The 26,266-nt window shown below is 50.6% G+C and carries 12 protein-coding genes; 8 read left to right on the forward strand and 4 right to left on the reverse strand.

The genetic code is table 11. The features are described from left to right. Window positions 1-170 precede the first annotated feature (170 nt). Window positions 171-863 carry a DUF3313 family protein gene (locus tag J2X05_RS14590; RefSeq protein WP_310073675.1) on the forward strand — a complete coding sequence of 231 codons (693 nt, stop codon included), beginning with the start codon at window positions 171-173 and terminating at the stop codon, window positions 861-863. A gap of 108 nt (window positions 864-971) precedes the next feature. Here the strand turns inward: J2X05_RS14590 and trxB are convergent, their stop codons facing one another. From trxB to J2X05_RS14610, 4 genes are all read right to left on the reverse strand, one after another. Then, window positions 972-1,922 carry a thioredoxin-disulfide reductase gene (gene trxB / locus J2X05_RS14595; protein WP_310073677.1) on the reverse strand — a complete coding sequence of 317 codons (951 nt, stop codon included), beginning with the start codon at window positions 1,920-1,922 and terminating at the stop codon, window positions 972-974. A gap of 172 nt (window positions 1,923-2,094) precedes the next feature. Beyond that, window positions 2,095-3,852 carry a putative bifunctional diguanylate cyclase/phosphodiesterase gene (locus J2X05_RS14600; RefSeq protein ID WP_310073679.1) on the reverse strand — a complete coding sequence of 586 codons (1,758 nt, stop codon included), beginning with the start codon at window positions 3,850-3,852 and terminating at the stop codon, window positions 2,095-2,097. Between the two features lie 41 nt (window positions 3,853-3,893). Then, the gene (locus J2X05_RS14605; RefSeq protein WP_310073681.1) at window positions 3,894-4,349 is read right to left on the reverse strand and encodes a response regulator; all 456 of its coding nucleotides are present in this window, start codon (window positions 4,347-4,349) and stop codon (window positions 3,894-3,896) included. Continuing rightward, the gene (locus J2X05_RS14610) at window positions 4,342-6,351 is read right to left on the reverse strand and encodes a sensor histidine kinase (protein WP_310073684.1); all 2,010 of its coding nucleotides are present in this window, start codon (window positions 6,349-6,351) and stop codon (window positions 4,342-4,344) included. Before J2X05_RS14610 ends, J2X05_RS14605 begins: the two co-directional genes overlap by 8 nt. Window positions 6,352-6,685: 334 nt before the next feature. Between J2X05_RS14610 and J2X05_RS14615 the strand changes: the two genes are divergently transcribed. From J2X05_RS14615 to J2X05_RS14645, 7 genes are all read left to right on the forward strand, one after another. Further along, complete coding sequence (locus J2X05_RS14615; protein WP_310073686.1) at window positions 6,686-6,907, forward strand: DUF1289 domain-containing protein; 222 nt, start codon at window positions 6,686-6,688, stop codon at window positions 6,905-6,907. Window positions 6,908-7,127: 220 nt separating this feature from the next. Next, window positions 7,128-8,924, forward strand: coding sequence for an efflux RND transporter periplasmic adaptor subunit (locus J2X05_RS14620; RefSeq protein WP_310073687.1), 1,797 nt, complete (start codon window positions 7,128-7,130; stop codon window positions 8,922-8,924). Window positions 8,925-8,931: 7 nt separating this feature from the next. Beyond that, entirely contained in the window at window positions 8,932-11,097 is a 2,166-nt protein-coding gene (locus tag J2X05_RS14625) for an efflux RND transporter periplasmic adaptor subunit (protein WP_310073688.1), read from the forward strand. A gap of 74 nt (window positions 11,098-11,171) precedes the next feature. Further along, window positions 11,172-12,020 (forward strand): efflux RND transporter periplasmic adaptor subunit, encoded by an 849-nt coding sequence (locus tag J2X05_RS14630; protein WP_310073689.1) that lies wholly within the window; start codon window positions 11,172-11,174, stop codon window positions 12,018-12,020. A gap of 334 nt (window positions 12,021-12,354) precedes the next feature. Continuing rightward, entirely contained in the window at window positions 12,355-22,092 is a 9,738-nt protein-coding gene (locus J2X05_RS14635; protein ID WP_310073690.1) for a putative Ig domain-containing protein, read from the forward strand. A gap of 54 nt (window positions 22,093-22,146) precedes the next feature. Next, window positions 22,147-23,655: a sensor domain-containing diguanylate cyclase gene (locus J2X05_RS14640; protein ID WP_310073691.1), complete on the forward strand. Its 1,509-nt coding sequence runs from the start codon at window positions 22,147-22,149 to the stop codon at window positions 23,653-23,655. 178 nt (window positions 23,656-23,833) lie between these two features. Beyond that, window positions 23,834-26,191 carry a DNA translocase FtsK gene (locus J2X05_RS14645; RefSeq protein ID WP_310073692.1) on the forward strand — a complete coding sequence of 786 codons (2,358 nt, stop codon included), beginning with the start codon at window positions 23,834-23,836 and terminating at the stop codon, window positions 26,189-26,191. Window positions 26,192-26,266: the final 75 nt, after the last annotated feature.

Genomic DNA, 26,266 nt, shown 5'->3' on the forward strand with positions numbered 1-26,266 from the left:
CGGTTTGTTTTTGTGCTTCAATAACTTACATTCTTTTGGCAGCTTTGTTATGGTCTGCCAACCGCGATGCCCGGTAGGCATCCGCTGAACCCTGAATTACGAATAACGTCTTATAAAAGCCTGCGGGCTAATCCGCTGAATGTTTGAATTGATATACAGGTAGGTAAGCCATGAATACGCTATTGAAACGCACTGCATCCAACCTCGTGTTCCTTGCACTGGCTACCAGTTTGGTTGCCGGTTGCTCCATAACAAAAAAGCATGAAAAAGACGCCCAGGTTAAAGCCGATAAAGCAGGTCTTGCGGCGGTTGAAAAATCCCGTTTTGACGGCACGTTTATTGCGCCCGGCGCGCAGTTTTCGCAATACAAAAAACTGTTTGTTGAGCAGTTAAACCTGAACGAGGTAAAAATCCGCAAGCTATCATCCAGTAACCTCACCGACGATACGCCATGGGAGTTGAATGATGCAGACCGTCGTTATTATCAAGAACGATATACCGAAGCGTTGATGAATAATTTAATTGCTGATGGCACCTACGCCACGGCAATGCAAGCGGGTCCCGACGTGCTAACGGTATCGGCCAAAGTCGTGGAGATTGCTCCTCTGGGGAGTAAAGATGATATGAAAGGGCGCCCAACCAATGTGAAGGTTTACAGTGAAGGCATGGGCACTATGACGTTGGAAATTTCGCTTTACGATTCTGTTTCAGGAAAGCCTTTGGCGATTATTACCGACCAGCGTGATCTGGGGCGGATTTGGGAAGAAAATAATCGTGTGACCAATAATGTACAAGTGCGCTTGGCGTTTAACCATTGGATGAGTAAATTGCGCGAAGAGTTAGATAAAGCGTCGGGCCGTTAATCGCTGCAATGGTATTTCGCTTAATTCTGCGAATTGAAGCTGAGTCGATAAAAAAGAGGAAAACCTTTGCGGCTTTTCCTCTTTTTTTTGTGCAAAAAAATCTGGTGATTATTTCAAATCGTCGAGATATTTTTCCGCATCGAGCGCCGCCATACAACCTGAGCCTGATGAAGTAATCGCCTGGCGATAAATGTGGTCAGCCACATCACCTGCTGCAAATACACCTTCAATGCTGGTTTGGGTGGCGTTGCCTTCCAAGCCACTTTTTACTTTGATGTAACCATCTTTCATAGTGAGCTGGCCTTCAAAAATATCGGTATTGGGTTTGTGGCCAATCGCGATAAATACACCGGCGACATCAATCTCCTGGGTTGCACCATCTTGGGTACTTTTCAGGCGCAAACCGGTCACACCGGAATCATTGCCCAGCACTTCATCCAACTGGTGATTCCAAATCACTTTGATATTGCCGTTAGCCACTTTTGCCATGAGTTTGTCTTGCAAAATCTTTTCTGATTTCAGCTTGTCGCGACGGTGAATCAGAGTGACTTCGCTGGCGATGTTGGACAAATACAGTGCTTCTTCCACGGCAGTATTACCGCCGCCAACAACGGCAACTTTTTGGTCGCGATAGAAGAAACCATCACAGGTGGCACAGGCACTCACGCCTTTGCCCATATAGGCTTCTTCTGACGGCAGACCTAAATACTGCGCAGAGGCGCCAGTGGAAATAATTAGCGCATCGCAAGTATAAGTATTGGAGCCAATCAATTTGAATGGACGTTCGGTCAATACAGTTTCGTGAATGTGGTCAAAAATAATCTGGGTGTCAAAACGCTCGGCGTGTTCTTGCATTTGCACCATCAAGTCCGGGCCCTGCAGATCGTGTACGCCACCGGGCCAGTTTTCTACTTCGGTGGTGGTGGTCAATTGACCGCCTTGTTGCATACCGGTAATCACTACGGGTTTGAGGTTGGCGCGCGCGGCGTAAATAGCGGCGGTATAACCAGCGGGGCCGGAGCCGAGGATAATCAGGCGATGGTGTTGTACGTCACTCATAGGAGATCCTTGAACTTGATGCAATAAATAGGAAGGTTGCAAAGGGGTTTTGCCAATGTGGGGGCATGATAGGCGAATCGCAATAGCCGTGCAAAATTGTATGGCTCAATGCGCGGTATTGGGTTTGGCTATGTGTTTGTTTCTTGATCGACAAAATACCACTTGGGGGCTATTAACCCGCTTTGGTGCCGAGTGTAGACAGGCGGTTACCCCATTCCTGTGCATTGTGGCTCTTTAGCAATTGCTCAAATGCCGAGGGCGAAAGGGGTTTGGAAAATAAATAACCTTGTAACAAATCCGCGCCATAATCACGGCAGACACGCGCTTGCTCGCGGGTTTCAACTCCTTCAACCACTACGGTTAAGTCCAGGCTTTTGGCAAACACGATCATGGCGCGCAGGATGCGGCAGTCGGCCGCGTTATCGGGCACACCCTGAATAAATTTTCGATCAATTTTGAGCGTGCGCGCTGGTAATTCTTTCAGGTAGGCCATTGAAGAATAGCCAGTACCAAAATCATCGACGGCAATTTCTACACCATAGTCCTGAATTTTTTGCAGGCTCTTTGCGGTGCGCTCCAAATTCTCAATCAATACCGACTCGGTGATTTCGAGGCTTACGCAGCGACCGGGTACACCGGTACTGGCGAGGTCATCAATAATGCCTTGGTATAAATCTTCATCGGTGAGCAGCTGGGCGCAGACGTTAAATTTCATATTGAAGTTATCATCAACCAATCCCTGTGTGCGCCAGTTGGCCAATTGTTTGCAAGCGTTAAAGCGGCTTTTCGAATCTATCTCACTGATTAATCCAATCTCTTCAGCGAGGGTAATAAATTCACTAGGTGGCAAAATGCCGCGCTCTGGATGGTCCCAGCGAATTAAACCTTCTGCGCCGCAAATTTCAAAGGTTTGTGCATCCACGATGGGTTGGTAAAACAAAATAAAGTGATCGGTGGGAATCAATGCGCGCAATTCTTTTTCAAGGCGCAGGCGCTCTTGCATTTGCGCTTGCATCAGCGAAGAAAAAAATTGGAAGTTAGCGCGGCCATCTTGCTTGGCGCGATACATAGCCATATCGGCCGCTTTGAGTAGATCGCTGGCGTTTTCACCTGCATCCGGGTAAGCCGCAATACCAATACTGGTTGAAATGGAATGCTCGTTGCTGCCGATCAAAATCGGGCGGCGCAAATCATCGAGAATTCGCTGTGCAAGTTGGCTTACGGATTCTTGCGAATCAAAATTATGTGCGAGAATTGCAAATTCATCGCCACCCAAACGGCAGACAATGTCGCCTGCACGTACCACGTGAAGCAAACGCGTTGCGACTTCTTTTAATACCTGGTCACCAATAACATGGCCGAGGCCATCGTTAATAAATTTAAAGTTATCGAGATCGAGAAATAATAGTGCGAGTTGTTCATTGTGGCGTTTAGCGCGCTGGATGGCAGCGCGCAAGCTCTCATCAAAGTAGTAACGATTGGCGAGGCCAGTGAGCGAATCATTTTCGGCCAATGCGCGTAACCGCTGATGGCTCTCTTGCAGTTGCCGCTCTAGCACATGGCGTGCACGCGCGTGGGTGATGGCGCGGGTTAAATGCTTATGGGCAATTTCGGATTTGAACAAGACATCCTGCGCGCCAGCTTCAATAAATTCGCGCTCCAGATCATCATCGGCACTGGCGCCAGTGAGAATAATAATGGCGGCGTGATGGTGGGGATGTTTATTGAGGAGTTGCAAAACCTCCATGCCATCAATGTCGGGCAGGCGATAGTCGAGCAACACTGCATCAAAATCATTGCTGTCAAATTGGGCAAGACCTTCACTAGCGGAGCAGGCCTGGGCAATAGTGATATCCCATTCCGTTTTTTTGAATGTGCGAATAATGGCTTGCCGGTCAAGTTCGTTGTCGTCGATGAGCAATAGCTTCATGCAGGATACCTCTCCGCCTAAATGTACTTGGTCAACCGCCATTATTTTTCGTTGATGGGCAGTTCAATAACGCGCCAGTAGTGATCCAGCAAACTCACAACTTGCATAAAATCGCTGTCCATTCGCTGTTTTAGCAAGTAGCCGGCAACATGCTCGCGGTAGGCTGCAATAATGTCTTCGTCCGACTTGGAGGTGGTCAGGACGAACACCACCGCGTGGGTTAATTCCGGATCAGCGCGCAGCGCTTCCAAAAACTCCAGGCCGTTCATGCGCGGCATGTTGATATCCAACAATATAATGTAAGGGCTGGGCACTTCGCCATTACGCAATATTTCAAGCGCTTCCATGCCGTCTTTAGCGCGGTAGAGTGGGTTGAGCAATTTGAGTTTATGGAGCGCGCGCCTTAGTGCGGTTGCATCTATATCGTCATCATCGATAATCAGCAAACTGACGGTTTTGAATTCCTGGTTAACGAGCGGGTGAATTTTATCAATCATGGTCCGGTTTCCTTTCGATCGTCTGTGGCCAAGTGAAGGTAAAACGGCAGCCGCGCCCCTCTGAATGTACACTGATCTTGCCGCCGTAGGTTTCCACAATTTTTCTGATCAGCGCCAGCCCCATGCCGCTGCCTTCCAGTTCATCGCGCGGCCTTAATGTTTGGAACATGCCGAACACCCGCTCCTGGAATTTGGTGGGAATTCCAGGGCCGTCGTCGCTAACACTGATCTCATAAAAATCATTATTGAGTCGTCGACCTTCAATACGAATAATCCCCTCATCCAAATCATGGTGCTTGATGGCGTTGGAAAATAAATTACGCAGGATTTGCTCGAAGGGTGTGCTCAGGCTATCGAATACCGGTAAGTTGTCGCCCAGCTCCAAATGAAGGCCTGCTTTGGTGTTTTGGATTTCAAATAATTCTTTTGCCATATGGGCCAGATCGATACGGGTGATGTTGCCATCGATCTTGCCTGCTCGGTAAAAAACCAACATATCATCGAGTAATTTTTCCATTCGCTGAATGCGGTTGCGCAGCATCTGGGTGTGTTTCCCCACTTCTGCAAATTCCTTTTCTGCCAAGTCTTCATCGATCCAGTTAGACAGTTGTGCAATGCCGCGCAGGGGTGATTTCAAATCGTGTGATGCGACATAGGCAAAAGTTTCCAACTCTTTATTGGTCTGTTCCAGCCGCTGATTGGATTTCTCCAGTTCTCGTTGATGCTGTTCCAGAAGCTGTGCAGATTTTTTACGTTCATCGATGTTGTGCGCAAACACCTTGAGCGTTTTGGCCATATCACCAATTTCGTGGGGATGGTCATTAAACGGAATCGCGATTTGCGTATCGCCATTTGCAATCGTCAGCATGGCTTGGCGAATTTTTTCCAGCTGCCAACTCAGGCTGCGGGTGATCAATGCTGCAACTAAAATCCCCACGAGCAAAAATCCGACAATCACCACCAGCATTAAATTCGCGGAGTGGTTTTTGGTCAGGATAGCCTGCTCATTCAGTAGACGCATTTGCTCCTGCGCCTCGGCGATCATGCGGTCACATAAATTTTCCAAAATAACTGTTGTATTCTGGATTTGGCTAAGGGCAATGTTTCTATAACCCTCAATATCCCCGGCTTCCAATTGCTGGTGAATATTGTGGATAACGATTTTCCAATCATTAAACAGGGTCTTAAACTGGACAATATCATTTGCTGCCAGCTGTTCGCGCTCAATGAGCACTAGTTCATTGGTAATTTTTAATTCAATTTCTAACAGTATGGCGGGAATATTTTTTTTCTTAATCAGGTCCGGGTTAATTGCCACATCTTTAATAATACGGTTAAGGTTACCAATATCATTTTTAATGCGCAGTGATGCATTGCTCGCTTGGAGTGGTCCTTGGTACAACTTTTGTGAGATCTGTGCAACATTATTGATTTGCAATAACCCGATCGAACCAATACCAATAAATAGCAAACTCATAAAAATAAAACCGGTCACCAAGCGATTAAAAAAATTCAGCCGATTAAATGCTTCAATAGCCGCTGAGTAACGAAGAACAAAAATACCTATCGCGAAACCAACCAGGCTCACTGCGGTTTGTGGTGACATTTTTATCCCCATCCAGATAAAACTGGGGAAAAGCCCAAACTCCTGGCTGAATACGGTGGACACTGCAGTGAAAAAAATCAGCAGACTTAACAGGGTGGCTATTATGCTGCGTGCACCTTCTGTGTATGACCCAAAGAACAAGGTGAATGATGCAAGCAAAAATGCGGCGCTAGTAACGGGTGACATGGGCTGGGTATGAGCGGGTGGTTCGCTGAGTAAAACGATAAACCAGTTAGTCGTATCGAATGGCATACCGGCGATCAAATCTAATAACGTGAGCGCGCCGAGAGCGAACAAAACGAAGCAGCATATGAACAAAAACACAGGTCTTGAACGCAGTATGGCGTATAAACCCAAACCACAAGTGATAATACCTATCGCCGTGTTATAGGTCATGAGTGTTGCGTAGGGGTATATAGACGACAACGTATATGGGGCGTGCCAGGTAATTAGCACACCAATGCCCAGTGCAAGTAAAAAGCCTGAGATTAATATTGGCGGTAAAGGATAGCTATAACCAAAAAACGTAATTCGGTGCATGTCTCGTTCAATCCATAGCCCCTGAGAAATATTCCCTCCAACCATGTTGCTACTGGAGTTTGGCGACGCGAGGGAAAGCACTAACAGACAAGAGTGTAGATGAGCAATTGATAAATACTCTTAAAAAGCTATTTTTCGCAGAAAATAATTAGTGATTTGTATTGGTTATAATGTTGGGTAATAACAGCAGATGGAGAAACGGGTGAGCACAATCGTAGAATCCCCTTGTGTACGCAATTGCTGCTTGAATGAGGCCGATATTTGCGTGGGCTGTTTTCGCACCCTGGAGGAAATTACTCGTTGGAGCGTTGTGGATAATGAGGCAAAAATACAGATCCTGACTCAGGTGGCCGTACGCAGGTCGCAAGCACGACACAGGCCTGATGTAGGGGGCCATGGTGCTGATAAGTAACTGGCACCGGATTTCGCATTCGTTTATTCTTCGCCACGATAAAAATAGCAGCGATTTTGTTATACAACTTTTCGCCATTAGAACTAGACTTGCCCTGAATGCCTGACTTTGTTGATGAGAACTTATATCGTTAACTTGTGAGCCAACAACAATAACAAACTGTTCGATACCTTGGAGCATTTGTCCAAGACTTAGGACCAAACACACCAGTAGAACGCCCATGCAGTCTTTTACAGCATCGCTCAAACTCTGGCTCAGCATGCAATGCCAAATGCTCGGTGGCGTCAGTGCTGCCATGTTGGTGCAAACCACGTTTGGCGTTTCCCCCAAAATTGTCGCCAAATGGCCCAATGCAGCGGCAAATAATGCCGCTTTGCGTGAGGCGCTCGCGCAGGTATTGGATAAAAAACGCCTGCATCTGGAACCGGATGGTGATGGCCATTTTATTCTTGGTCAGCCACTGGTAATTGACGGTGAACCCTGGGGCGTGTTGCTCCTGCATCTGCAATTAAAAGATAAAAAAGAATTACCTGCCGTATTAAAGAATCTCAAACTCGGCCAATACTGGTTGCAATTTTTATTGCAACAGCCCGACGAGGCTCCGCCTCCAGCTGTTGTACCCATCATTGATAAAAACTCTGCCAGTCCGGCGCTGTTGCAACTCAGTGCCAGTTTATTAAAAGAAAACTCGCTGCAAGAGACTGCAATCAGCTTGGTGAATTTGCTCGCCGGGTTTTTGCAAGCAACGCGTGTTAGCTTGGGCGTGCGCGACGCAAACAATATTGCGCTAGAGGCAATTTCATTTTCCGCCAACTTTGATAAACGCACCCAGGCGATGCAGGCCATTAGTGAAGCCATGGCGGAGGCGCTGGAGCAGGGTGCTGCAATTGATTTTCCTCCTGCACACATTGCCGAACCTGCGCCTGATTCTGAATCGACCTTACCGGTGTTGATCAAACACGCGCACCAGCAATTACAGCAGCAACAGCAACTGCAATCCGTGCACAGTTTACTGGTGCGTAATGGCGATGTGATTATTGGTGTGCTCACCATCGAGCTGGATAAACAGGCGGCGCTGACGAATGACCAGCGCAGCTTTGTGCAGCAAGCTTTGCATTTTGCCGGAACGATTATCGCGTTGCGCCAGCAGGCGGGTGCGAGTGTGTGGCAAGGGTTAAAGCAGCGCACTGCACAGCGGCTGGAGCGCTGGTTTGGTGAAGATTCCTGGCGTGGAAAAATTATCGCGACCTTGCTGCTGATATTGGTTGTCGCACTGTTTGTGCCGCTCGACTATCGCGTATCTGCCGACGCGACTTTGCAAACCACCGAAAAATATTTGGTGGTATCACCACAGGATGGCTATTTAGGAAAAATCACTGCGCGCCCGGGCGACAGCGTAAAAAAAGGTGCAGCACTGGCACAATTAAATGATGAGGACTTGCGCCTTGAACGCCAAAAATTGGCGAGCCAGGTGCAGCAGTATCGTCAGGCTTACGACACAGCGCTCGCCAATTCCGATCGTGTAGACGCTGCCATTGCCGATGCACAAATGGATCAAGCCAGCATCCAATTGCGGTTGATTGACCAGCAGTTGGGGCGCACACAATTAATTGCCCCCATGGACGGCATTATCGTTTCTGACGATATTTCGCAAACCCAGGGCGCGCCCGTAAAACAGGGTGATGTGTTATTTGAAATCGCCGCTGCGCAGGGTTTTCTGGTGCAGTTATTTGTTGATGAGCGCGATATTGCCGCTGTGCAATCCGGCCAGGAAGGGCAGGTGAAATTTTCCAGTTTGCCCGGTGATGTTTTTGCCGTGCGTGTAAAAAGCGTTACACCCATCAGCGAAGTGCGTGAGGGACGCAATTATTTCCGTGTGGATGCTGAATTAATTCAGGAATTGGATGTGTTGCGCCCGGGTATGACCGGCACTGGCAAATTAACCGCTGGCCGCCGCGCATTGGGCTGGATCTGGTTCCACGATCTGTGGCATTGGTTGCGGTTGACGCTCTGGTGATCCGCTTATGACTGAATCCCAAGCGTCTAACAGCAATCCCGTCTGGCAGCGGCTGGAATCGCTGCGGCCATCACTGCCGCGCCACATCCATATCCAGCGGCGCGATTACAACGGCGAGCGCTGGTACATCCTGCAAGATAAAAGCAATGGCCGCTTCCATCGCCTCACACCTTCTGCCTGGCGCTTGATCAGTGCGATGGATGGGCGCAATTCGTTGAGCCAAGTGCTTGCCTCAGCGGCGCACGCGGAATTTTATGCGGCGGAAGATGAAATTCCCACGCGCGATGATTTAATTCATCTGCTGCAATATTTGCATGTTGCGGATTTGTTGGTGTGCGATCTGCCACCGAATACGCAGGAATTATTTGCGCGGCGCGAGCAAAAAAAACAACAGCGCTGGCTGCGGTTGTTGATGAATCCTCTCACCTGGAATATCCCGCTCGGCAACCCTGATCGGTTGCTCGATAAATTAATGCCGGTCGCACGTTTGCTCGCATCGCGCCCTATGGGGATTGTGTGGCTGCTCGTGGTTGGCTATGCGCTCTTGCAAGTGGGCGTGCATTGGACACAGCTCACCCAAGGGCATTTGGATCGCGTGTTATCGCCGTCGAATTTATTTTTGCTCTGGTTAACCTATCCCTGTTTTAAAGTGTTGCATGAATTGGGACACGGTTTATTTACCAAAGTCTGGGGCGGGCAAGTCAATGACTGTGGTTTGGTGTTTGTTGTAGGCACACCCTTGCCGTATGTCGATGCGAGCGCAGCGACAGGTTTTCAATCCAAACGCCAGCGGCTGATGGTGGGGGCGGCGGGCATGGCGGTGGAATTATTTTTAGCGGCACTCGCACTCTTGCTGTGGCTGCAATTACCCAATGGTTTTCTGCGCGATTTTTTATACAACATCATTATTCTCGGCGGTGTATCCACGCTATTTTTTAATGGCAATCCGCTCATGCGTTTTGATGGCTATCATCTGCTAACGGATGCATTCGATTTACCCAATCTTGCCACCCGCGCGAATCAGCAGTTCAGTTATTTATTGCGCCGCTATGCCTATGGTTTGAGTGGTGTGTTTTCACCGGCAGTGAATTATCGCGAAGCGGTGCTGCTCACGGGCTACAGTGTGGCGGCGTTTGCGTATCGCTTATTTATGTTGTTTTTTATTATTTTGTTAGTGGCGAATTATTTTCCGACACTAGGGTTAGTGATTGGCTGTTGGTTGTTGTTTTTTCAATTGTTGTGGCCTGCACTCAAAGCACTCAATTATTTAATGAGCGATAAACAAATAGCCAGTAAACGTGCACGTGCTCTGGGTGTGACCGGGGCGGGTGTAGCGCTGGCGATTTTGTTGTTGGTCGCTGTCCCTATGCCAATGTCAACGTCCGTTGAAGCTGTGCTGTGGTTGCCGGATGAGGCGCGGGTAAAAGTGGAGTCCAGCGGCGAAGTAGCGCAATTGTTAGTTGTAGATGGCACTACTGTAGAGCAAGGGCAGGAGCTGGTGCGCTTACATAATCCGGTACTAATGGCGAATTTGGCCGTACAACAAGCTCATCTGCGTGAGTATGAAGCCCGCTATCAGCAGGCATGGGTTGAAGACCGCGCCCAAGCGCAATTGTTTGAGCAGGACATCAATGCCATTAAAGCTGAAATCGAATTATTGCAATCCCGCGTAGTTAATCTGGTGGTGCGCAGCCCTTCCAGTGGCATTTTCCGGATTACCCGCCAGTATCATCTGCCTGGTAGTTTCTTGCGGCAGGGCGATGAGTTTGCGCTGATCGAAAAGCCCGATAGCGTGCGTGTTCGCGCTGCGCTCTTGCAAGATGAAATAGGCTTGGTTCGCCAAGCCACAGCGGGAGTTAGTATCAAATTTGCCAGCAATCCGCTGCAGAGTATTAAGGCGGAAATGGCACAGGATATTCCGGTTGCAACCCGGGAGTTACCCAGCCAGGTATTGGGCGCACAGGGTGGTGGGCGATTAGCGGTGGACTCAACCCATCCTTCCGGCACTCGCGTAAAAGAAGAGGTGTTTTTGCTGGATCTGGCCCTGAATGATTTTGTACAGTCCGGTCGTTATGGCGAACGCGCCTATGTGCGCTTCCAGCATCCGGCGGAACCTCTGGCTGCGCAGTGGTACCGCGCATTGCAGCAACTTTTCATACGCCATTTTTCGTAACCTGTTTTTTTGCACTATAGTAATAAGCAATATGTATTTTTATAGCGCCTTAATATTTTTTAGACGGATGTAGCATGTATAAATTTCCCGGTTTTTCACTACTGATTGCCTTGTTGGGCAGTGAGGCATTTGCGCAGACTCAGGAGCCTGCGCAGCTTAATTGCCGCATTGAGCCCTCCGTCGTGGTGGAAATGAGTAGCGCTGTTGAAGGGGTTATCAGCGAGGTATTGGTCGATAAAAATGATGTAGTCAAAAAAGGTGATGTGGTTGCGCGCCTGGATGCGGGGTTGGAAGCGGCGACCGCAGAATTACGCCGCGTACAATCTGAGTTGACCAGTGATGTTCAGGCCCAACAATTGGCTGTTGAGTTTAGCGAGCGAGCCTTGACTCGGGTAAAAGACTTGTACGAGAAGAAAGCCGCGTCTTTTTCCGAGCTGGACAAACTCAAAACCGAGCATGCAATTGCACAGCAACAGCTGCAACAGGCGCTTGATCGTAAGCGGCAGGCTGAGTTGGAGCATAAGCGTGCGCTGGCCGACTTGCAGCGGCGCACACTGGTTAGCCCTATCGATGGTGTTGTGGTTGAGCGCTTGAAAGAACCGGGTGAGCATATTGATTTTGAGCCGGTACTCAAATTGGCGCAGTTGGATCCCCTGCGTGTGGAAGTGTTTGCGCCTGCAAGCCTCTACGGCAAAGTTAAAGCCGGTATGAAGGCGAGTGTTTTACCGGAGCTGGGTATTGCCGACCGGAGCTATTCCGCTGAAGTGGTCCTGGTTGATCAGGTAATTGATGGGCCGAGCAATACCTTCGGAATTCGTCTGTCATTTCCCAATCCCAATAATCGCCTGCCGAGTGGTTTGAAGTGTAGGGTCAGTTTTGACGGAGTTACCTTGAATTTGCTGGATGCCCGTAGTTTGCCTTAAGGCTATTAAAACCAAATTCTGCTATTTGGTTGGGATATAGATTATTTTTGTATGAGCTGCAGTATTGTCGAAAAATGTGCCAAAATAACTAATTAGAGTGTTTTTTGAGCAGCTCTGTGCTCTGCCCGACAGAGGCTATGCATAAATAGCGAATTTAATAATAGAGAAAGACGGTTTACCGATACCTGAATTACCTGCTTGGTTTATCAAGGTGTTGCGTTAAATCAGGTTTATGCAGAGGTAAGTACCGCTAGGGTTTGGCGGATGCGCATAAATCACAAGGATGCATTGGTTATTCACCAGTCCTTAAACCCAAACGAAATATTCGAGATTCATGCCCAGACCGCCGCGTCATCGCCGCCCGTTAATCGAAGCCTTAGAGCCGAGATTACTTTTCTCCGCTACGGCGGATATTGCCGTTTTCGATGACGGGGCTTCCGATGGCCAGTATTTGGCGAATGCCGCTGACCAAGTAGATTTAGTCAGCATATATATGCCGTCTGAACCACTCCACTTGGAAAGCCAGACGACCGATATTGAGCCCCAGGCTGACCTTCCTCTAAGCGAAAACCCTGCTACCACCACGGTAGTATTTGTCGATACGGCCGTAGATGACTACGAAACCCTGGTCGATGATATTCGTGCGCGTGTTGATGATGGTTCTGTCGCCATCGTGTATCTGGATTCCACCAAAGACGGTATCGGTCAGATCAGCGATTACCTCGCTGGCGCTTCGGGCATTAGTGCCATCCATGTGATTTCGCACGGCGTGGCCGGCAGCCTCCAGCTCGGCAGTGCAGTAGTCAACGAACAAAATATTGCGCAATACGCCGGGCAAATCGCGGCCTGGAAAGCAGCATTGGGCGAAGACGCCGATATCTTGTTGTATGGTTGTGATCTGGCTGCAAACCAGAGTGGTCTGAATTTTTTACGCCAGTTAAGTGATTTGACTGGCGCTGATGTCGCCGCCAGTAATGATTTGACCGGCAATAGCCGCGTAGATGCGGATTGGGTGTTGGAAGAAAAAGTTGGTGTTGTTGAAACCCAGTCGCTGTTTGCAGCTAACGAGCCGATGGAATGGCAGGGCGCTTTGGCGGATGTCGTTTACGTCAGTATTGCCGCTGCCAATAACCAGGCGACAATTAGCAGTACTAACAATGTTGGCCAGTCATTTCAATATGGTGGCGGTAACTACACGGTTGACCAAATTGGCATCCAGTTGCTGAAAGATCCAAGTGCGGCGCTACAAACTATTACTGTGGAGCTGCGCAATGATTGGAACGGCGGTGTGATCGCCTCCGCCAGCATTTCGTCTGCCGGTCTTACCGATACCTTCCAATGGGTCAATTTTAATTTTGCCGAGACCAACTTAACCACCTTCACCACCTATTGGATTCGCATCAGCTCAACCGGTACCGATGGGCTGGTAAAGGCGGCTTACGAAATAGGCAACACCTTTAACAATGGCGTATACCTGGAAAACGGCAATGGTGATGCTGGGCGGGAGCTGGCCTTGCGGGTTGCCAATAGCGATGGCATTAACGCTGCGCCTACCGTTGCCAATACCATTCCCAACCAGAGTGTGACCGAAGGGACTGCACTCAATTACAGTTTTCCCAGCAATACCTTTAATGATTCCGATGGCGACAACCTGAGCTACACCGCCAAGCTCACCAACGGTGATCCTTTACCAGCGTGGCTGCAATTCAATCAGGCAACCCGCACATTCAGTGGCACCGCCGATGACGGCAATGTGGGCACCCTCAGTATCCGCGTGACCGCTTCCGATGGTAATGGCCAGGCTGTCTTTGATGATTTTGACTTAACGGTCAATAACCTCGCTGAAGCACCTTTTGTCGTCAACCCGATTGCCGATCAAGTGGCCTCCGGTTTTACCCCATTTAGTTATCAATTCCCGGCCTTCAACGAGGCCTCGCCGATATTTGCCGATCCAGATGTGGGCGGTTCAGTGGTCAGCTATCGCGCCACTCTGGCCGATGGCAGCCCCTTGCCTGGTTGGCTGAGTTTTGATTCGGCCAGCCGCACCTTCAGCGGTACTCCGACCAATGGTGATGCGGGCACTGTCACCATCAAGCTGTATGGCACTGACAACACGGGCCTTGAATCGGTAACGCCTGATCAATTCAACATAGTTATCTCGGCAACCGCCAACGACGCCCCTGTCAACACTGTTCCGGGTGCGCAATCGACCAATGAAGACACTGCGTTGGTATTTAACCTAGCCAATGGCAACCGCATCCAAATCGCTGATGCCGATGCACTTTCTGCCAGTGTGCAGGTGACGCTAAGTGTGACGAATGGTGTGCTGACCCTGGGTGGTACGGCAGGATTGTCGTTCACTACGGGCGATGGAAACAATGACGCGACCCTGGTATTTACCGGCACAATCGCCAACATCAATACCGCGCTCGCCACACTCACTTATACACCGACTTCCAACTACAACGGCGCCGATACCTTGAGTATCGTGACCAATGATTTGGGTAACTCAGGCACCGGTGGTGCAAGAAGCGATAGTGACACCGTTGCTATTACGGTTAATGCAGTTAACGACGCGCCGGTGAATACGGTGCCGGGGGCACAGACCGGAACCGAAGATACCGCGCTGGTGTTCAGCGCGGGCAATGGCAACCAAATCCAAATTAACGATACGGACGCCGGTGGCAGCAATCTGCAAGTTACACTCTCGGTGACTAACGGCACTTTGACTTTGGCAGGAACCACAGGGCTTGGCTTTACCACCGGCGATGGCACTGCCGACAGCACCCTGGTTTTTACCGGTACCCGCACAGATATTAACGCGGCCCTGGCAACCCTGATTTTTAACCCCACTGCCAACTACAACGGTGGGGCGGTGCTCTCGCTGACTACCAGCGACCTGGGCAATACCGGTTCAGGTGGCACCTTGACGGATTCTGATACGGTCAACATCACCATCAATGCCGCCAATGATGCACCCACAGTTGCGAATGCGATTGCCAACCAAAATGCCACCGAAGATGCCGCGTTTAATTTTCAATTTGCGGCCAATACGTTTAATGATATCGATGCGGCCACCACGCTGGTCTATTCAGCGCAACTTGCCGGCGGCGGTGCACTGCCGAGCTGGTTAAGTTTTAATGCGGCCACACGTACGTTTAGTGGCACCCCCTTGAATGCCAATGTTGGCACAGTATCCATCGATGTGATCGCAAGCGATGGCAGCGGCGGCACAGTGACCGATACCTTCGATATAGTGGTCGCCAATAGCAATGATGCACCCACGGTCGCCAATGCCATTCCCAATCAAAATGCAACGGAAGATGCGGCTTTTAATTTTCAATTTGCTGCCAACACCTTCGCAGATCAGGATGCAGGCGCGAGCCTGACTTACAGTGCGCAATTGGCGGGTGGTGGCGCCTTGCCTGCATGGTTAACCTTTAACGATGCAACGCGCACTTTTAGTGGCACGCCGGCCAATGGCGATGTCGGCACACTATCGGTCCGCGTGACAGCAAGTGACGGCCTCGGCGGCACAGTGTCTGATACCTTTGATATTGCCATCGCCAACACTAACGATGCGCCAACGGTTGCCAACCCGATTCCCAATCAAAATGCGACCGAAAATGTGTTATTTAATTTCTCGTTTGCGGTCAATACATTTAATGATCAAGACACGGGTGATTCACTCACCTACAGCGCGCAATTGCCAGGTGGTGGCGCACTTCCGGGATGGTTGAGTTTTGATTCAGCGACACGCACATTTAGTGGGACGCCCGCTAATGGTGATGTGGGCAACATCACTATCGAACTCATCGCCAGTGATGGCAGTCTCAGCGTCTCTGATTTTTTTGATATTGCTATTGGTAATACAGATCAGTCACCGTTTTTGGTTACACCTATCCCCAATCAAAATGCCACGGAAGATGCTGCCTTTAATTTTCAATTTGACATCAATACGTTTGATGACCCTGATGTTGGCGATACGCTCACCTATGCCGCGACTATGGCTGATGGTAGTGCACTCTTGCCATGGTTGAGTTTTGATCCGGTAACCCGCACGTTTTCCGGTACCCCGGCAAATGGTGATGTAGGAACAATTTCCATTAGAGTGACCGCCGCTGATAATGATGGTGGTGCGGTGGCTTCGGATACGTTTGATATTGTTGTCGCCAATACAAACGATGCACCAACAATCGCCAATGCCATTGCTGATCAAAATGCGACGGAAGATTCTGCATTTAATTTTACCTTTGCCGCCAATACCTTTGCCGATCAAGACTCGGGTAATACGCTGACTTACAGCGCACAACTTGCTGGCGGCGGCGCACTGCCTGCGTGGTTAAGTTTTGATTCGGCGACCCGCACGTTTAGCGGCACACCGTTAAATGCCCATGTTGGCACTGTATCGATTGATGTCATTGCAAGTGATGGCAACGGTGGTTCAGTGACAGAAACCTTTGCAATTGTGGTGGCCAATACCAACGACGCACCTACAGTCGATAATGTTATTGGCGATCAAAATGCTACACAAAATGTTGCGTTTAATTTTCAATTTGCCGCCAATACTTTTTCCGATAGTGATGGCAACCCCCTGAGTTATTCCGCACATCTTGCTGGTGGCGGCGCACTGCCGGCGTGGTTAAGTTTTGATTCTGCAACGCGCACCTTTAGCGGTACGCCCGCGAATGGCGATGTGGGAACTCTCTCGATTGATGTGATCGCGAATGATGGCAACGGCGGCACTGTGACCGAGACCTTTGATGTTGTAGTGGCAAACGCAAACGATGCGCCCACCGTGGTTATCACCCCTACGGATTACAACGCCATTGAACAGGTCGCCATTAATTTGCACGGCACAGGTATCAGTGTGGCTGATTTGGATGGTGATGCGTTAACCATCACGCTTACCGGAATACACTCTAATAGCAACCTTGCAGCAACTGTTGGAACGACGGGCGTTGTTGTTGTATCGGGCGTCAATACCAATACCCTGATCCTCAGCGGCACAGCAGCGCAACTCAATGATTTATTTGCGGGAAATAACGGCAGCACGCTTACTTACAGGCTCTCGGGTAATACCCCGGTTGCAAGCGATACACTTACCATAAGCGCGAGCGACGGCAGCCTCTCGGGCAATGATACGGCGACAATTAACATCACGGCAGTAAATGACGGCCCTGCCAATACCGTACCCGGTGCGCAAGCGACCAATGAAGATACTGCGCTGGTGTTTAGTGCCGGTAATGGCAACCAAATCCAGATAGCTGATCTTGATGCGGGCGCCAGCGATTTGGAGGTCACACTCTCGGTTACCAATGGCACATTAACGCTCGCGGGTGTGGCTGGTTTGACATTTACTACGGGTGATGGAACCGCTGACAGCAGTTTGGTATTTCGCGGAACCCAAGCCAATATTAATGCGGCATTGGCAACGTTAACTTTCAATCCCGCGGCAAATTTTAACGGTGCTGCCGTACTGACTATCACCACCAGCGATCTAGGTAATACAGGTACCGGAGGCACTCTCACCGACTCCGATAATATTAATATCACCGTCAATGCCGCTAATGATGCGCCCACCGTCGCCACACCCATTCCCAACCAGAACGCGACTGAGGATGCTGCTTTTAGCTTTCAATTTGCTGCGGGTGCGTTTGCGGATGCGGATTTAAATGCGCTGACGTATAGCGCACAGCTAGCGGGTGGTGGTGCATTGCCCACGTGGTTAAGTTTTGATGCAGCGACGCGCACGTTTAGCGGCACTCCGGTAAATGGCGATGTTGGAACTGTATCTATTGATGTCACGGCAGATGATGGCAATGGGGGAACGGTTACCGATACCTTCAACATCGTCATCGCCAACAGCAATGATGCACCCACCGTGGCCGCCCCTATCGCCAACCAAACTGCAGCCGATGGTGTGGCCTTTAATTTCCAATTTGGTCCGGGTGTTTTTGCTGATGTAGATACGGGCGATACGCTCACTTATTCCACCCAATTGAATGGTGGTGGAGCACTGCCCGCCTGGCTCACCTTCGATGCAGCAACGCGCACTTTTAGCGGTGTTCCGGCCACCGGCGATGTGGGGGTATTGACGATTGATGTCACCGCCAGCGATGGCAATGGTGGTACGGTTACCGATACTTTTACACTCACCGTCAACAGCTTGCCCGATACTGAATATATCGATACGGGAAGTGGCGGGGCATTTGTGCCTGTATCCACCGGCAACCTGGCTGGTCAGTCTTTTTCTTATAACAGTGTTGGTGCGACTTACACTGTCAATGAAGTTAGCCTTTACCTCGCGCGTTACGATGCTGCAGTGCTGCAAACTATCACGGTTGAACTGCGCGATGCGTGGAATGGTGCCATTTTAGCGAGCGACTCGATTCTTTCTTCGCAAATCAGCCGCGATGGTTTTGATTGGCATACCTTCAGCTTTGCCGATGTGGCACTCAATGACCAGCAGACCTATGTTATTCAGGTCAGCAGCACCGGCAGTGATGATTTGGTGATCGTATCGCGCATTGCCGGTAATACCTTTGCCGACGGTACAATGATTGAAAACGGTGTACCCGATGCCGCCGGTTGGGATCTGGCTTTTAAAGTCGCCAAAGATGATGGAAGTAACGGTGCGCCGGTGGCGGATAACCCCATCGCCGACCAGACTCTGGATGCCGAAGTGCCATTCAACCTGGTAGTGCCCGCGAATACATTTTCTGACCCGGACGCCAACGACACCATCAGTTATCGCGCACAATTGGCAGGTGGCGGCAGCCTTGGTTGGTTGACGTTTAACGAAGCCACCAACACCTTCGCTGGTACACCACACTGGCATCAGGCGGGCACCATGACGGTGGAGCTGATCGCGACTGACAACCACGGTGCCTCTACGTCGACTTTCTTTGATATTGAAGTCATCAACACCAACACTGCACCTACAGTGGCCAATCCGATCCCTGATCAATTGGTGAACGAAGACTCACCCCTAAACTTCCAATTTGCCGCCAATACTTTTGGCGATGTGGATGTGGGTAATACCTTCACTTACAGCGCTGAGCTGGCAGTAGTGGGCGGCTTGCCACCATGGCTCAGTTTTGATGCAACAACCCGTACTTTTAGTGGCACACCAGCCAATGGCGATGTGGGTACCTGGACGGTTGAAGTCACTGCTAATGATGGTTTTGGCGGTGAAGTAATTGATACGTTTGTGATCACCGTTGCCAATACCAACGATGCGCCGACCTTGGCAAACCCCATTCCCGACCGCACTGCTATAGAAGATACAGCGTTCAATTTCCAATTTGCCGCCAACACCTTTGCCGATGTGGATGTGGGCACCAGCTTTACCTATACCGCTCAACTGGTCGGCGGTGCACCTTTGCCCGCATGGTTGAGTTTTGACAGCGCCACGCGTACTTTCAGCGGTACCCCGGCTGAGGGTGATGTGGGTACCATCGCCATAGAAGTGATTGCCAATGACGGTGCGGGCAGCACAATTTCCGATAGCTTCGATATCGTCATCACCAATAGCAATGATGCTCCCATCATTGCTAACAACATTCCCGACCAAAATGCAGCAGAAGATGCAGTATTTAATTTCCAATTTGCGGCCAATACCTTTACTGATGCGGATCCAGGCGCAAGCCTCACGTATTCGGCGCAGATGGCTGGTGGGGGCTCTTTACCTGGTTGGCTCAGTTTTAATGCCGCAACCCGCACATTTAGTGGTACACCGACCAATTCAGATCTGGGTACACTCACCATCGCACTCACTGCTAGCGATGGTTTGGGTGGTACGGTTAGGGAGACCTTCGACATAGTGGTTGCCAATTCCAATGATGCTCCCATAGTTGCTTTTCCGATTGCCGACCAAAACGCCACGGAAAATACGGCATTCAGCTTTACGTTTGGCGCCAATGTATTTGCTGACGAGGACGCGGGCGATACCTTGTCCTTCAGCGCCCAGTTAGTGGGTGGCGCACCTTTACCAGCATGGTTACTTTTTGATGCAGCGACGCGCACCTTCAGTGGCACGCCCGCCGCCGCTGATGCCGGCACTTTGGCCATTCAAATTACTGCCAGCGATGGCAATGGTGGCAGCATTGCCGAGAGTTTTAATCTCACTATTAGCAATCTGCCGGTCAATGCACCGCCGTTTGTGCAAAATGCGCTTGCTGATCAGCTTGCTGCTGAAGATTCACCTTTTCAATTCACCTTGCCAGCGGCGACCTTTGTCGATCCTGAAGGCGACTTGCTCATTTACTCCGCCCAGCTAGCAGGTGGGGGCGCTTTGCCTGCATGGCTGAGCTTTGATTCTGCGAGCGGCACTTTCAGTGGCACACCTGCGGCGGGCGACCTGGGCAATATCACCGTGCTGGTAACGGCGAGCGATGGCAATGGCGGTTCCGCCAGCGACAGTTTTGCCATTACCGTGACTAACACCAACGATGCCCCGCAACTGGTTAACCCAATCCCTAACCAAAATGCGACAGAAGACATCGCCTTCGTTTTTCAATTCAACAGCAACACCTTTGCGGATGAAGATCCGGGCGCTAGTCTCACTTACAGCGCACAACTGGTCGGCGGAGGTGCATTGCCGGCTTGGCTGAGTTTTGACAACGCGACCCGCACGTTCAGTGGCATCCCTGCGCAGGGGGATACCGGCAATTTGATACTTCAGGTTGTCGCCAGCGATGGTGTTGCTACCGCCGTGGCGCAATTCCAACTTATGGTAGCCGCAGTGAACGATGCCCCCCAAACAACCGGCATCGCGGCGATCAATAATCTGGAAGATGCTGCAGGTGACCAGGTCGATTTATGGGCGGCGTTTAGCGATCAGGAAACCGTCAGCCGCGATCTGGCGTTTTCCGTTGTTGGCAATAGCAATCCCGGTTTGGTTAGTACCATTAGCATCGACCCGGCTACTGGCCAACTGCAATTGCGCTATGGCGCCAACCAATTTGGCAGCGCCGATTTAGTGGTGCGCGCGCAGGATCAGCAGGGTGCCTGGGTAGAAACCTTGGTGCGCGTCAATATCGCGCCGGTAAACGATGTGCCGGTATCCAGCGGTATTGGCGATATTAGGGTTCAGGCAGGCGCCGCTCCCCAGCAGATGAATCTGCAGACAGTGTTTAACGATGTTGAAAACGGTAGGGCGTTAGTCTGGACTTTGGTGGACAACAGCAATAGTGCAGTTGCCACCAGCGTTCAAATTGATCCTGCAACAGGCATGATGACACTGGCGTTTTCATCCCAAACCGGTGGTGATTCCACCATAACCCTGCGCGCGCAAGATGGCGAAGGCGCTTGGGTGGAGACCCGTTTTAAAGTGACAGTGACGGCTGCGGAAATAGTTACTCCACCTCCTGTTACCCCGCCGGTAGAGCCGCCCAGTCCGCCGGTAGTTCCACCCGTAGTTCCGCCGGTAGTACCTCCAGCACCACCTACCGCGGAGGTGCCAGATGACGGTGACAATAACACTGGTGAGCTACCCAACCTGGGTGGTAACGGTGACACAGGAATTACACCACCCGGGATACCGGACCAACCTTTAGTGGTAGATACTGGCGATAACGAGCGCCCTGATACTGGCTACAAAGATAAATCCAGCCGCGATATAGAGCGTGCTGAAGAGATGCTCAGCGACGGTAATATTCCACTGACGACTCTAACTGCGTCGCCCAATCTGGCCAGTCTGATTGCACCTGACGCCGGTTTTGCTCCTTGGGAAGAGGCTGATTTTGACAATGAAGTGCGCCGCCTGCGCGCGCAAATGGATGAAGCCATGTTGGAAGAACAAGACCGTAAAGCCGTTGTCGCGGGCCTTACGTTCTCGGTGACAACCGGTTTACTGGTTTGGTCTTTGCGCGCGAGCAGTCTATTGTTAACCATGATGTCGATGCTGCCGCTCTGGCGCGGGCTTGATCCATTGCCAATTCTCGATGAAGTTAACAAAAAGAAAAAAGAGTTGGAGCAACAGCGTAAAGATCGTGAGCGCGAAGACAAAAGTGCAAAAGAAGTGGGTTATTTGTTTGATCACGCCCAGAAAAAAGAATCGCGCCCATAACCCACAACTAGCGCAGTTGGTCATCATAAACACAAAAGGAATCAAGGCGAGACGATGTTTGGTTTTACTCCTGCAGTTCGGTTAAGTTTGGGATTGGTAGTATTGACCGTCTCCATTTTGATCCTCGCGCAAGCGATAGGGTTAACTCCAGGTGCTGAGCGGCAACAACTGGATGTGCGCAAACGTTTGACAGAAACGCTGGCATCGCAAGTGGGCGTTGCGATCATGCGCGGTGATGAAATTTTGCTGCAATATTTGTTGGAGTCCTCGGTCGAGCGCAATCCGGAAATTGAATCCGCAGGGGTCAGACGCAACGACGGAATTGTGGTATCACAAACCAAATTGCACGCTCAAAAATGGGCCAAAGCTAAAGCGCACGAATCCACACCTACCCACGTTCGTTTTCCGATCATGATCAACGGCGCCAAACGTGCCGAGTTTGAAATCACATTTGAACCGCTGATGAGCGACAGTCATCCGATTTTTGGAATACCGACGTTTATCCTGCTGGTGATATTTGTCTCGCTCAGTGGTTTTGTCGGCTTTTGGTTTTACATCAAACGCGCACTGAAACATCTGGACCCCAGTGCAGTTGTGCCCGCGCGGGTGCGCAACGCGTTGAATATTCTTGCCGAAGGTGTATTGATTCTGGATAGGCGTGAGCAGATTGTGCTGGTCAACACTGCGCTGACGGAGCATTTGCAGCGCACTGAGCAATCATTGGTTGGTAAAAAGGCCAGCAACCTCGGCTGGTTTCTCGATCCTAATCAAGAAACGCGTGATTACCCTTGGTTGACGGCGATTAATACCGGCGTAAAACAAACCGGGGTGCGAGTGTTATTGCCGACCAGTGATGAAAAAGACAAAATTTTTCATGTGAATGCCGTACCGATCCTCGATGGCAAAGGGTCAAGCCAAGGCACCATTGCCGTGTTTGAAGATATTACCGAATTGGAAACCAAAAGCCGTTTGCTAGAGGAGATGATCCAACAGCTCGCGGCGACGCAAGTGGCGATTGAAAGCAAAAATAAAGAGCTGACTTACTTAGCCACACGCGATCCGCTCACCAATTGTTTTAACCGCCGCGCACTCTACGAACATCTCGATGGCAAGTTCGATGGCGCGCGCACCTCCGATGCCGAGTTCAGTTGTATTATGGCCGACATCGATTTCTTCAAAAAAGTGAACGATACCTATGGCCATGCGGCAGGCGATGAAGTGATTAAGATGGCTGCCAATAGCCTGCGCGAGGTGGTGCGCGATATGGATATGGTGGCGCGATTTGGTGGTGAAGAGTTTTGCGTGATTTTACCGGGCGCACCGCTGGAGCAGGCGCAGATGATCGCCGAGCGCTGCCGCGAAAAAATCGCTGCAAAAGATACCAATGGCATCAAAGTGACCGGCAGTTTCGGCGTGACCTCAATTCGTATGGGGGCAAGTTCGGCGACCCAACTGATCCAGCAGGCGGATGAAGCACTCTATTACTCCAAACAGCACGGCCGTAATCAGGTCACCTGTTGGAAGCCGGGTATGGAAAGCCTTATCGCCGAGACCCAACATTAAGTTTAAGGTACTCATCTAGATAAAAACTTGCGCGCAATTCGACCAGCAAACCCGCTCCTCAGCGGGTTTTTTGCTTCATTTCACCGCAGAGTGATCTTGCCGGTGGTAAATCTGCCGCCAGTAATTACAATAGCCCTCATTTGCCCTTCACCATGCAAGAACGACTCGGGATACTCCATTGAAATCAGTAACTCCACAACGCCGCGCGCCCGCTTCAGAGCAAACCTCCAATTTATTGGTGCGCCTGTTAAAAGAGGGTGCACTTATCGGCTTGGGTGCCGTGTGCCTCTATTTGTTGATCGCCATGATCAGTTACGACCCGAATGACCCAGGCTGGTCCAAAACTGGCGATAACACTATTGTCCAAAATGCGGGTGGGCCTTTTGGTGCCTGGATCGCTGATGTGTTCTTTTCGTTGTGTGGCTATCTCGCCTATTTGTTTCCGGTGATGATTGCCTACCGCGCTTGGTTGGTATTGAAAGACCGCACCCGTGAGGGTGGTATCGATTGGTTGTTTTTCGGTTTGCGTGCAGTAGGGTTAATACTGGTGATGGTGGCGGGCGCAGGTATCGCGGCCATGCATTACAGTGACGGCGCCTCGGCACTACCTTATTCCAATGGTGGGCTTTTGGGCGCTGCGGTATCCGATGGTGTCTTTGGTGCGTTTAATTACACTGGTGGAACCCTGTTACTGCTCACCCTGTTTCTGGTGGGCATGACGATTTTTACTGATCTTTCTTGGCTAAAGCTCGCGGAAGATATAGGCCGCTGGACCAGTATCGGTATCGCGCGCGCGCTGGAAAAATGGCAAGTGTATAAGCGCGAGCGCGCGGAAAAACAAATCGCCGTCAAAGCCCAAGAGCATCGCCGTGAAGTGGTGGTGCAGCATGCTAAGGTGGAAGCCAAGCGCCAGGCGCCGGTGATTATCGAAGAGCCCGTCAAAAAGAAACCCGCGCCCAGCCCGCGTATCGAGAAAGAAAAACAACCATCGCTATTTGAATCACTGGAGCCGGCGGTTGGGCAATTACCGCCGTTGAGTTTGCTTGATCCGGCTGATAAGCGTAGCGACAAGGGCTACTCCAAAGAGTCGTTGGAAGCTATGTCGCGCATGTTGGAATTGAAGCTCAAGGATTTTGGTATCGATATTGAAGTGGTATCGGTACAGCCTGGCCCGGTGGTTACCCGTTTTGAAATCCAGCCAGCGCCTGGTATTAAAGCCAGCCGCATCTCCGGCCTCGCAAAAGATTTGGCGCGCTCACTCGCGGTAGTCTCGGTGCGGGTAGTGGAAGTTATCCCCGGTAAATCGGTAATGGGTGTTGAAATTCCCAATGCGCATCGCGAAATGGTGCGTTTGTCCGAGGTGCTTTCTTCAGAAGTCTACGATAATGCCAAATCGCCACTGACCATGGCATTAGGACACGATATTTCCGGCGAGCCCATTGTTGCCGACCTCGCCAAAATGCCGCACTTGCTGGTAGCTGGTACGACCGGTTCGGGTAAGTCCGTGGGCGTCAACGTGATGTTGCTCAGTCTGCTGTATAAATCAACGCCTAAAGAAGTGCGCCTGATATTGGTTGACCCCAAAATGCTGGAGCTTTCGGTCTATGAAGGTATCCCACATTTGCTCACCCCCGTTATCACCGATATGAAAGATGCGTCCAATGGCCTGCGCTGGTGTGTAGGTGAGATGGAGCGCCGCTACAAATTGATGTCGGCGCTGGGCGTGCGCAACCTCGCCGGTTACAACCGCAAGGTTGAAGATGCAATCAAGGCGGGTGAACCGATTAAAGATCCATTGTTCAAGCCGGAAGAGAATTTTGATCCGGGTGCCGAAGTGGCGACTGCGCCGGATTTGGCGGAGCTGCCGTTTATTGTGGTAGTGATCGACGAATTCGCCGACATGATGATGATTGTCGATAAGAAAAAAGTGGAGCAGCTGATCGCCCGTATCGCACAAAAAGCCCGTGCGGCTGGTATCCACTTAATCCTCGCTACCCAGCGCCCGTCGGTGGACATCATCACCGGTTTGATTAAAGCCAACGTGCCTACGCGCATAGCGTTCCAGGTATCGTCCAAAATTGACTCGCGCACTATCCTCGATCAGGGTGGGGCAGACCAACTGCTGGGCCATGGCGATATGCTCTATCTGCCATCAGGAACCAGCGTGCCTATCCGTGTTCACGGCGCTTTTGTGGATGACCATGAAGTGCATAAAGTGGTGGCCGATTGGAAAAAACGCGGTGCACCACAATACATCGACGGCATCACCGATGATGACAACAACTCCATTCCCGTACCTGGCTTACCTAGCGAAGGTGGTGAAGACAGCGATGGTGAAACCGATGCACTTTACGATGAGGCGGTGCAGTTTGTGATTGAATCGCGCAAGGCTTCGATTTCGTCGGTACAGCGCAAATTGCGCATCGGCTATAACCGTGCCGCGCGCTTGATTGAAACTATGGAGGCGGCGGGAGTGGTTTCCTCCGCAGGCCACAATGGCAACCGCGAAGTATTGGTCGGCGGCGGGCGCGATTAGCGTTTTATTTTTAATCAACTGAACTGTTTATCTCAGGTTCATCGCCACTCGCTAGGATCTACTGTAGTGCGATAG

Source organism: Cellvibrio fibrivorans, from assembly GCF_031457055.1.
Taxonomy (GTDB): domain Bacteria; phylum Pseudomonadota; class Gammaproteobacteria; order Pseudomonadales; family Cellvibrionaceae; genus Cellvibrio; species Cellvibrio fibrivorans.

Excerpts from the sequence above, each read along its gene's own strand:
- J2X05_RS14600 (WP_310073679.1), bottom strand. The coding sequence starts at position 3,852 with ATGAAGCTATTGCTCATCGACGACAACGAACTTGACCGGCAAGCCATT.
- J2X05_RS14605 (WP_310073681.1), bottom strand. The coding sequence starts at position 4,349 with ATGATTGATAAAATTCACCCGCTCGTTAACCAGGAATTCAAAACCGTC.
- J2X05_RS14640 (WP_310073691.1), top strand. The coding sequence starts at position 22,147 with ATGTTTGGTTTTACTCCTGCAGTTCGGTTAAGTTTGGGATTGGTAGTA.
- J2X05_RS14625 (WP_310073688.1), top strand. The coding sequence starts at position 8,932 with ATGACTGAATCCCAAGCGTCTAACAGCAATCCCGTCTGGCAGCGGCTG.
- J2X05_RS14620 (WP_310073687.1), top strand. The coding sequence starts at position 7,128 with ATGCAGTCTTTTACAGCATCGCTCAAACTCTGGCTCAGCATGCAATGC.
- J2X05_RS14590 (WP_310073675.1), top strand. The coding sequence starts at position 171 with ATGAATACGCTATTGAAACGCACTGCATCCAACCTCGTGTTCCTTGCA.
- J2X05_RS14635 (WP_310073690.1), top strand. The coding sequence starts at position 12,355 with ATGCCCAGACCGCCGCGTCATCGCCGCCCGTTAATCGAAGCCTTAGAG.
- J2X05_RS14615 (WP_310073686.1), top strand. The coding sequence starts at position 6,686 with ATGGAGAAACGGGTGAGCACAATCGTAGAATCCCCTTGTGTACGCAAT.
- trxB (WP_310073677.1), bottom strand. The coding sequence starts at position 1,922 with ATGAGTGACGTACAACACCATCGCCTGATTATCCTCGGCTCCGGCCCC.
- J2X05_RS14630 (WP_310073689.1), top strand. The coding sequence starts at position 11,172 with ATGTATAAATTTCCCGGTTTTTCACTACTGATTGCCTTGTTGGGCAGT.
- J2X05_RS14610 (WP_310073684.1), bottom strand. The coding sequence starts at position 6,351 with ATGACCTATAACACGGCGATAGGTATTATCACTTGTGGTTTGGGTTTA.